Origin of the sequence: Chryseobacterium sp. PTM-20240506 (assembly GCF_048296755.1) — a bacterium.
GTDB lineage: Bacteria > Bacteroidota > Bacteroidia > Flavobacteriales > Weeksellaceae > Chryseobacterium > Chryseobacterium proteolyticum.
Map to the genome: position 1 here is coordinate 2,413,134 of NZ_CP182581.1, position 9,637 is coordinate 2,422,770.

General features: G+C 36.4%; 8 protein-coding genes and 2 tRNA genes. 4 read left to right on the top strand and 6 right to left on the bottom strand.

Annotation, left to right across the window (positions count from 1 at the left end):
- Position 1 precedes the first annotated feature (1 nt).
- On the bottom strand, positions 2-1,009 hold the full coding sequence (locus tag ACNFU2_RS10690) for an AMP-binding protein (protein ID WP_418124870.1): 1,008 nt from the start codon (positions 1,007-1,009) through the stop codon (positions 2-4).
- Positions 1,010-1,109: 100 nt separating this feature from the next.
- Between ACNFU2_RS10690 and ACNFU2_RS10695 the strand changes: the two genes are divergently transcribed.
- Both ACNFU2_RS10695 and ACNFU2_RS10700 read left to right on the top strand, forming a co-directional pair.
- Positions 1,110-1,180: transfer RNA gene (locus tag ACNFU2_RS10695), tRNA-Gln, on the top strand.
- Between the two features lie 171 nt (positions 1,181-1,351).
- A tRNA-Gln gene (locus ACNFU2_RS10700) sits at positions 1,352-1,422 on the top strand.
- Positions 1,423-1,625: 203 nt separating this feature from the next.
- On the opposite strand, the gene ACNFU2_RS10705 is transcribed toward ACNFU2_RS10700, so the two are convergent.
- The 5 genes from ACNFU2_RS10705 to ACNFU2_RS10725 all read right to left on the bottom strand — a co-directional run bounded on the left by ACNFU2_RS10705 (position 1,626) and on the right by ACNFU2_RS10725 (position 6,243).
- Entirely contained in the window at positions 1,626-2,681 is a 1,056-nt protein-coding gene (locus ACNFU2_RS10705; protein WP_418124872.1) for an agmatine deiminase family protein, read from the bottom strand.
- 55 nt (positions 2,682-2,736) lie between these two features.
- Entirely contained in the window at positions 2,737-3,351 is a 615-nt protein-coding gene (locus ACNFU2_RS10710; protein ID WP_418124874.1) for a hypothetical protein, read from the bottom strand.
- Positions 3,352-3,452: 101 nt separating this feature from the next.
- Entirely contained in the window at positions 3,453-4,256 is an 804-nt protein-coding gene (locus ACNFU2_RS10715; RefSeq protein WP_273649439.1) for an AraC family transcriptional regulator, read from the bottom strand.
- A gap of 151 nt (positions 4,257-4,407) precedes the next feature.
- Positions 4,408-5,835 (bottom strand): amino acid permease, encoded by a 1,428-nt coding sequence (locus tag ACNFU2_RS10720; RefSeq protein ID WP_273649440.1) that lies wholly within the window; start codon positions 5,833-5,835, stop codon positions 4,408-4,410.
- A gap of 114 nt (positions 5,836-5,949) precedes the next feature.
- Complete coding sequence (locus ACNFU2_RS10725; protein WP_172280476.1) at positions 5,950-6,243, bottom strand: helix-turn-helix domain-containing protein; 294 nt, start codon at positions 6,241-6,243, stop codon at positions 5,950-5,952.
- 192 nt (positions 6,244-6,435) lie between these two features.
- On the opposite strand from ACNFU2_RS10725, the gene ccoN reads away from it, so the two are divergent.
- The gene (ccoN, locus tag ACNFU2_RS10730) at positions 6,436-8,715 is read left to right on the top strand and encodes a cytochrome-c oxidase, cbb3-type subunit I (protein ID WP_418124876.1); all 2,280 of its coding nucleotides are present in this window, start codon (positions 6,436-6,438) and stop codon (positions 8,713-8,715) included.
- A 19-nt stretch (positions 8,716-8,734) separates the two neighbouring features.
- Positions 8,735-9,622: a cbb3-type cytochrome c oxidase N-terminal domain-containing protein gene (locus tag ACNFU2_RS10735; protein WP_273649443.1), complete on the top strand. Its 888-nt coding sequence runs from the start codon at positions 8,735-8,737 to the stop codon at positions 9,620-9,622.
- The last annotated feature ends 15 nt before the right edge of the window (positions 9,623-9,637 follow it).

Sequence of the window (9,637 nt, forward strand, 5' to 3'; positions counted from 1 at the left end):
TTCACGACAGCATTTTCATTAATTCTAGCCGGTTCACCTTACCATTCGGAGTCCTCGGTACTTCGTCCACAAAAATAATTTCTTTAGGTTTATGAAAGTTTTTTTCAAATGGTATTTGTGAAATCCTCTCAATCAATTTTTCCGAACGTTGCCCTTCGATAACCAATACTAATCTCTGGCCTAAAATTTCATCTTTTAATCCTAAAAATAAAACTTCGTTTGCAATTTCTTTTTTGACCAATCCTTCCAGTTCTTCAGGAAAAATTTTAGCCCCTCCGGAATTAATTACATTATCAATACGTCCTAAAAATCTGAACTGATTATAATTTTTAATTTCAACTAAGTCATTAGTTTGCAGGACCTCACTGTTGACATCCGGAGCAAATATCCGGAGACATCCCCGATCATCTTTAGAGATTTCAACATGTTCAAAAGCGGTAAAGTAATCTTCAGCCTTTGGCGACAGTTGCTTTAAGGCAATATGGGATAAAGTTTCTGACATTCCATAGGTTTCAAATATGTTTGTATTGAGGTGTGATATCCTTTTTTTCAGGCTCTCTGAGACGGATGCTCCACCAATGATCAGGTTCTTTATAAGGTGAAGTTTATCCACAGTGTTTTCCACCTGTAGAGGAGTCATTGCACAAAAATCTATTTCTGCAGTAATTTCTTCAAGTGGCTGTAAAGATGGTTCTTCCACAAGCAGCTTCATCTTTCTCTCAAAGGAGCGAACTACCATCATCTTACCTGAGATATATTCTACAGGTAAACAGAGCAAAGCCGTATCTCCTTCTTTTAACTGTAAAAAGTTACACGTCATCACTGCTGAATTCATCATTTTCCTTTTTTCAATTTCAAAAACTTTAGGCGCTCCTGTTGATCCTGAAGTTTGGACATCAACTGTTTCCGAACCGGAAGTCCATTTTTCCAAAAAAAGAATGACTTTTTTTTCGAATTCCGTATGTGGATATAAGTTATTAATTTTGAGATTATTGAAATCTATCACCATGTTTTCCGCAAATAAAATGTGATGTAAATGTAAAAAAAAGTTTAAAAAGTTCTTGTATGTAGAGAAAAAAGCTTTAAATTTGCACCACTAAAAACAACACAGACCCATGGTGTAGCGGTAACACTACTGATTTTGGTTCAGTCATCTGGGGTTCGAATCCCTGTGGGTCTACAACCACTCTTTCTTAAGAGTGGTTTTTTTATTATATATGTTTAAAATCCCATTAATAAAATACTAGTACACAACTACTTATTATTTCAGGATGTATTAAAATGATTTTTTTATGCCAGATTTTTGTGTATCAAGAAAAAATTTATAAATTTGCACCACAAAAAATAACACAGACCCATGGTGTAGCGGTAACACTACTGATTTTGGTTCAGTCATCTGGGGTTCGAATCCCTGTGGGTCTACAAGCCACTCTTAAAAAGAGTGGCTTTTGTTTTTCTATTATTGATCAAAATTTTTGGATAACAAACGTAACATATCCATCAAACAGCCATACTCTTAGATAAATTTTAATTTACCACTTAATATTGTCTGAAAAGCACAAAGAGACTTTAAATAAATACCCCTGATCTAATAGATCAGGGGTATTTATTTAATATTATTATCATTATTTAGCCAATTCTCCGGCAGGTTGTTGTTGGGTTACACAATGTACCATCCCACCATTTTCATATAGGTTTCTAACATCAATTCCAATCACTTTTCTAGTAGGATACTGATCCTGAATAATTTTGTTTGCTACTTTATCATTGGGGTCACCATAATTTGGAACGAGAACAATTTTATTGGCCACGTAATAGTTTACATACGAGCCCTTTTCATCCAGTTGTTTATCATAAGCTGTTTTCACCTTGTTTTTTGTAGCAGGCACATAAACTTTTTTATATTCTTTTCCCTCCACGTTTGTGGCAGTATACAATGTATTGATATCTTTATCCGACAGCCCCATTTCTGCAAGATCCTCTTCATCCATCGTAATCATGGTATCCTTGTCTATAAACTTCATAAATCCATCAATGTGCATATCAGTAACATCCAGTCCTGTAACGCCATCCAACCAAATCACCTTTGATACTCCATAATAGGTTTTAAACATTTCCTCAGCCTCCTGCTGTGTTATCCCTTTTGTCCTTACCGAACCTTTTTTCTGGCTGATCACGGAACTTTTACATGCCATTAAAACCCCATCTCCATCAGTTTCTATTGCACCTCCCTCATTTACCATTTCTTCATTCAGATCTATAACCTTTGCCCCGATGTCTTTTCCGATACGTTGTGGAATTTCATCACAATTTTCAAAATCAAACTTTTCTCCCCAACCATTAAATCCCCAATCTTCGATCAGGAGGTGTCTTTTATTATCTTTCACGAAAATAGGTCCATTATCCCTGATCCATACATCATCTGTAGGATAGATCTTAAAATCAATATTTTTCATCGGTATGGCATTCTCCTCTAAAATATGTAAAATCCTTTTCTTCTCTACCTCATCATAAGCAATAATATGGACCTTCTCATTAACCTGTAAAGCTTTGGTCATATCAATCCATGTCTGCTCGACCCTTTCCCTGTAAGCCTTACCATGCTGGTGATGATGTGGCCACTGTAGCCATGTTCCTTCGTGAAGGGATGACTCTTCCGGGAAATAATACGTTTGTGACATACAAAACACTGAGTTTAATGTTAAAAAAAATGCAAAAAATTTATTATTCATATTATTAAAATTTCTTTCCTATAAATATTCCAAAGTCAATTGTGGTTTCAAAATTATTTCCGGTCTGAGAAACGGTACTTCCGATTCCGAACTGCATCTTCTTTTGGGTTTCTATTCCCAATCTGATGACCTGATTACTCATCTGATGCTCCATAATGCTAAAATCAGAATCTATAATCAACATACTATACAGGCTAAACCGCTCATTAATCCTGGGTGTATATTCCATTAATGTATAAAGCCCGAATCCCATTTCTTTCCCATCGAAAGAATAAGTCAGCGCCGGATATAAATTAATTCCAAAATCTCCTTTCTCTTTAATAAAGGCAAATCCAAGCGAAGGCATTACATCTTCAGCAGATACATGAACTCCCCCTGAAATTCCCCAGTTTCTTCCTATATAATAATTAAGATTCTGATATAACTCTGCATTCCATTTCTTTGACTCATATTCGTAGGAAACTGTACCTGAAGCGAAATAATTCCATTTTGTCTTAAAATCCTTATCAAAAATCCCTAAAACTTCTGTTTCCTTGATACCTGCATAACCTTGTACTGAAATTTGAGCTGTTGCTCCATATGAAAACAGAAAAGCTACGGGAAATACTATTTTTTTCATCATTATTGTTTTCTAAAGTCTTTACTTATAAATCATCTTTGTTATTGATGACTGCAAAATTATATCGTTAAAAAACAAAAAATTGTCCTAAAAGGACAACCTCATGAATACAACGGAAAATAAATGTGTGTAATAATTTCTCCTGTTGGGGACTGTGTATATTCTTCTATAACATCGGAATTATCCAGCATAAACAAAGACTCCGTCAGCCAAAATCTATAAAAAATCCTGTACGTTTCCAGAATACTATCAAAGCTTCCGTAATGGGTAAATTTGATATACTTGCCTCCAAAAATTTCTTTCTTTTGAAATCCTGATATCCCGGAAGAAATATGTGTTATACCTGCTCCGTATCTGCAGTGAGGTACGCTCGTAATAAGGGGCTGATCCCGAATAATCCCATAGGCAGAACCAGAAATTTCATTTTCATTCTCAATACTTTCCCACAGATCATTAATTTCCTGATTATTATAATCCATAGCTTTAATAAACCTACAGTATACAGAAACCGGATCTTTATATCTTATTTCATGTGGCAGATTTCCTTGGGTATTACCAATAAACTGACTAAACATTTCCTGTTTATTTTTCCTGGCTACTGCCGGTGAAATATGATATTGTTGTTTAAAAGCTTTAGAAAAGGATTGAATATTAAAATAACCAATTTGCCAGGCAATGTCAGAAATTGTATCGGTTGTATATATTAGCTTTTTATAAGCATTCTCAAGGCGGAGCCGTTTTTGAAATCCGGAAATGGTTTCATTAAAAATCCTAAAAAAGATCCTTTGGAAATTCCTATAGGAATAATGAGACATGCTCTCTATTTCATAAGCCGTGATCTCTCTGTCAAAGTTTTCCTCAATGAGGTCTACAATCTTTTGTATTTCACCAAAATGATTATGCATGAATGTATTTTATAAATTCAAATGGGTTTTTCAATTTATACAAAATGCCAGCCACATATGAATTAATAACCCTATGAATTTAGTAAAAACATCTTCACAAAAAAGGACAGATAAATATCCATCCTTTTTTATATTATTTTCTGTAAAAAAGCTAGCTGTTTTTAGGCTTGTACAATTTAAACAGTATGAAGAGGAAAATCAACCACACCGGGATCAGGATAACCTGGATCTCCATTCCTGTAATGCTCATTAAAACTAAAATAGCCAACAGGAAAAAGATGCATATGTAATTCGATACAGGATAAAATATAGAAGGAAATTTGGTTTTTGTTCCTGATTTATTTTTCTCAGTTCTAAATTTTAAATGGGTGTAACATATCATGAGCCAGTTGATGATAAGAGTGGAAACTACTAAGGCCATCAGATATTCAAATGCTTTTTCCGGAACCAGCTTGTTGATGATAATACAGATCCCAGCAAAACATGAGGAAACAAGGATTGCATTGGTAGGCACACTATTCTTATTTAATTTTGTAAGAAATTTGGGTGCATTTCCTTGTTGAGCTAATCCAAAAAGCATTCTGCTGTTACTGTAAACACTGCTGTTATAAACTGATAAAGCTGCGGTTAAAACAATCAGATTAAGAATATTTGCTATGAGAACATTAAAGTGTATTACTTTTCCAAAGATGGTAAATTCAAATCCATTCAGATTTTGGAAAACCATGACAAACGGGCTTGTTCCTTCTGTAATTTCTCTCCATGGACTTAGTGAAAAGAGAATAACCAATGCCCCCACATAAAAAATTAAAATTCTGTAAATAACCTGATTGGTAGCTTTAGGAATCGTTTTTTCCGGACTTTTAGCTTCTGCAGCAGTAATTCCAATTAATTCCAATCCTCCAAAGGAAAACATGATCATGGCCATTGCCGCAAAAAGTCCGGAATATCCATTTTCTGTTTTATTAAAAAAACCTTTTGGAAAAAATCCTCCGTCATTCCACAGATTTGAAATACTTGCCTTATCTCCTCCGGTACCACTAATCAATAAGTAAATACCAAAAACAATCATTCCTATAATTGCAACTACCTTTATAATAGAAAACCAGAATTCAGTTTCTCCGTACACTTTTACAGAGGCAAGGTTTAACGCATTAATGACGATAAAAAAGAACAAACTGGAAACCCAGAGCGGAATTTCAGGCCACCAAAAATGGATATAGTGTCCGATGGCTGTAAGTTCTGCCATACTCACCAGAATATAGAGAATCCAATAGTTCCAGCCTGAAGCAAACCCCGGAAAATTTCCCCAATATTTGTATGCAAAATGACTAAAGCTTCCGGACACAGGTTCCTGAACTACCATTTCACCAAGTTGGCGCATAATAAAAAATGCAATGATCCCTGCTAATGCATACCCTAAGATAACGGAAGGGCCGGCTAAAACAGCTGCAGGACCAATACCGAGAAAGAGACCGGTACCTATAGCTCCACCGAGAGCAATTAATTGAATATGTCTGTTGGTTAATCCCCTAACCAGATTCCCATCATTAGGTCCGGTTTTTTGTTCGTTGTTCATACAATGAATTAAGCCCTAAATATATAAAACTTTAAGAAATTTGCTTCTATAAAGCAGCATGAACATTCAAATCATTCAGTTTTAAAGAATTAAAAAGTAAAATACTCTGTTTTCTTACAGATATTCTTCCGGAACCGAAATATTATTCTTTTTCATATATTCCAAAAGAGACTGGTATTTGTCTTCATAATCATCCATTCCGCATTTATGTGAAATGCTGCAGATATCCGAAGGCTTAATTTCCAGAATCTGCGAGATTTTATTTAAGATATCCAGATTGATCTTCACTTTAGAATTCTCAATATCCGAATAAGCCTTTTGTGAAATCCCCATTTCAAAAGCCATATACTCCTGTGTCAAATCTTTAGTTCGTCTGATTTTCCTGATGTTCTGACCGCATACTTTCATTGTATTTGTTTTAGTAGTTTTTGGTATAGTTTAGAAGGATATCTACTAGCCTCTAACAAAGTTAATAAATACCTTTGGCAAAACATTATACACGTTACATGATATTTATTTCTTAATGGAATTTAGCTTCACAAATAAGAGCTGATCACTTATTAATGATAAATATTTTTCTCTACAACAACTATTGGAATTATGGAGACGCAAAAATTTAATTATGACAATACCATTGTCAGAGCATTTCTCTATGCTACTATCGCATTTGGTCTGGTCGGTTTTTTACTGGGACTTACGGCAGCACTAATGCTTTTCTACCCTGAGCTACCTGAATTTTTATTCGGAACCGATGACACAACGATTCAGAGTTTACGAAGCGGCAATATCCAGGGGCTGATCAATACACAGGGAGCAATGGGATTCGGAAGAATACGGATGCTGCATACGAGTGCCGTAATTTTTGCCTTTGTATGTAATTCATTTTTCTGTGGTGCCTATTACAGTATGCAGCGTTTACTAAAAACCAGAATGTATAGCGATACACTTTCGTGGATCCATTTCTGGTCTTGGCAGATTATGATTATCAGTGTGGTTATTACATTCCTGATGGGAATCAATACTTCAAAAGAATATGCGGAACACGAATGGCCAATTGATATATTAATTGCTTTCTCATGGATCATTTTTGGGTTCAATATGTTTGGAACCATTGCCAAAAGACGGGTACGACACCTTTATGTAGCCATCTGGTTTTATATTGCTACATGGATTGCTGTTGCCATGCTTCATATTTTTAATAACTTAGAAGTTCCGTTATCTTTCACAAGCTGGAAATCTTATTCTGTATATTCAGGAGTAAAAGATGCCCTTGTCCAGTGGTGGTATGGTCACAATGCAGTAGCATTCGTATTAACAACTCCGGTTTTAGGACTGATGTATTATTTCATGCCTAAGGCTGCTAACCGTCCTGTATTCTCATATAAACTGTCTATTATCCATTTCTGGTCTCTGATATTTGTCTACCTGTGGGCAGGTCCTCACCACCTTCAGTATACGGCACTTCCTGCATGGGCACAGGCAGTAGGAACCGGGTTCTCTATCATGCTTATCGCTCCGTCATGGGGAGGAATGCTTAACGGTCTTCTTACTTTAAGAGGAGCATGGGATAAAGTAAGAGAAAATCCTATCCTTAAGTTCTTTGTAGTCGCTGTGACCTGTTACGGAATGGCAACATTTGAAGGACCGCTTTTAGCCACAAAATCTTTAAATAAAATCGGACATTACACGGACTGGGTAATCGGGCACGTACATTTAGGTGCATTGGGATGGAATGGTTTTATGGCATTTGGAGTTATTTATTATCTGATTCCAATTATGTGGAGAACGGAACTCTGGTCTAAAAAACTGGCTAACTGGCACTTCTGGCTGGGGACTTTAGGAATTATTTTCTATGCAGTACCAATGTATATTTCAGGATTTACTCAAGGTTTGATGTGGAAACAATTCAACCCGGACGGAACCCTATTGTGGAAGAACTGGCTGGATACGGTAACTGCAATCATTCCTTATTTCAAAATGAGATTTATTGGAGGTATCCTTTACCTTTCCGGCGCCATATTAATGGTTGTGAATGTTATTAAGACCATTAAGGCCGGATCATTCCAAAGAGAAGTTCCTGCAGAAGCTCCTGCTTTAGCAAATATCGGAAGCCAGAGAAAGGAAGTTGAAGGCGCTCACCTTTGGCTTGAAAGAACACCAAAATTACTTTCTATATTGGCTTTCATTGTAATTTCAGTTGGCGGATTGGTAGAAATAGTCCCTACCCTTACCATTAAGAGCAATTTACCACAGATTACGGCAGTAAAACCTTATTCTCCTTTGGAGCTGGAAGGTAGGGATCTCTATATCCGTGAGGGATGTAATTCATGTCATTCCCAAATGATCAGGCCTTTCCGTGATGAGGTAATGAGATTTGACGGTAAAAACGGGCAATACTCTAAAGCAGGTGAGTTCGTGTATGACAGACCGTTTTTATGGGGTTCAAAAAGAACAGGACCTGATCTCCACCGGGAGGGAAGCCGAAACCCTGACTCATGGCATTTCAAACATATGTACAATCCAAGAATTACATCTGCAGGATCCATTATGCCTCGTTTTCCATGGCTGATCACCAACAAACTTGACCGCTCTGAAATGATCAGCAAGATGGAACTGATGAAAAATACTTTTGACATCCCTTACACAAAAGCGGAAATAGATTCGGCAAACCAATGGGCAGATCATCAGTCCCAGGCTATTGTAAAAAGAATTTATTCGGAGGCAACAGACGTAAGAGACCAGGTTCAGAAAGATAAAGCAGCAAAAGGCTCTGCCTTTATCCCGCTTGAACAGAGAGAAATTATAGCAATGATAGCCTATCTCCAGAGATTAGGTACTGATATTAAAACCACGGACATTAAAACAGCAAGTGCGGATTAATTATTAAATACATGTAAAAATGAAAACACGGACACCCATTTCTATATACATCATTGTAACCGTAGCATTAACAGTTATGGCATTCGAAATGTTTGCTCACGATTCCGGTTATTTCAGTTCCCCATTCTTCTGGGCATTATTACTGATTGCCACCATTCTCCTTTTGATCATGAACTCGATTGGAGATCTGGTGGAAAATGAAAAATTCAGCAGATTGAGTTCGTATGAAAAACAAGAATACCTTAGGGATAAAAGTACTCCTTATTTTCAGAAACTCTGGAATTCTGCTTTTAAAAAGCAATCACAAACTGAGGAAAAAGACATTCTCATCGATCATGGTTTCGACGGAATTACGGAACTGGATAATTCATTACCCAAATGGTGGATCGGACTATTTTATTTCGGAATTATTTTCTGTGCTGTTTATATGCTGGCTTTCGCCTTTACTGATTATGCACATCCGGATGCAGAATATGATAAAGAGACTAAAGTAATGCTGGCTTCCATTGAAGAATACGAAAAAAATGCTCCCACCATTAATCTGGAAACAGCAAAATACAGCGCTGATAACATCGCAGAAGGTGAGCAACTTTTTAAAACCAATTGTGTAACCTGCCATGGTGATGGTGGCAGAGGAGGTATTGGTCCCAATTTAACGGATACATACTGGATCAATATTAAAGAAAAAAGCCTGTTTAAAAATGTTTTCTGGATGCTTGAGAATGGTTCACCGAACAATCCAGCTATGAGGCCATTTATTAAAGAAGGGACAATTACCGGAAGGGATGCTGAAAAAATTGCCGCTTATGTTTATCACATCAATCAGGAAACCACACCCATTACTGTTACTCAGGGTGGCGCTGCATCCCAAGGTGAAGAAGTAAAATGGGAGAATAATAATCAGTAAAAATATAAACTAAAC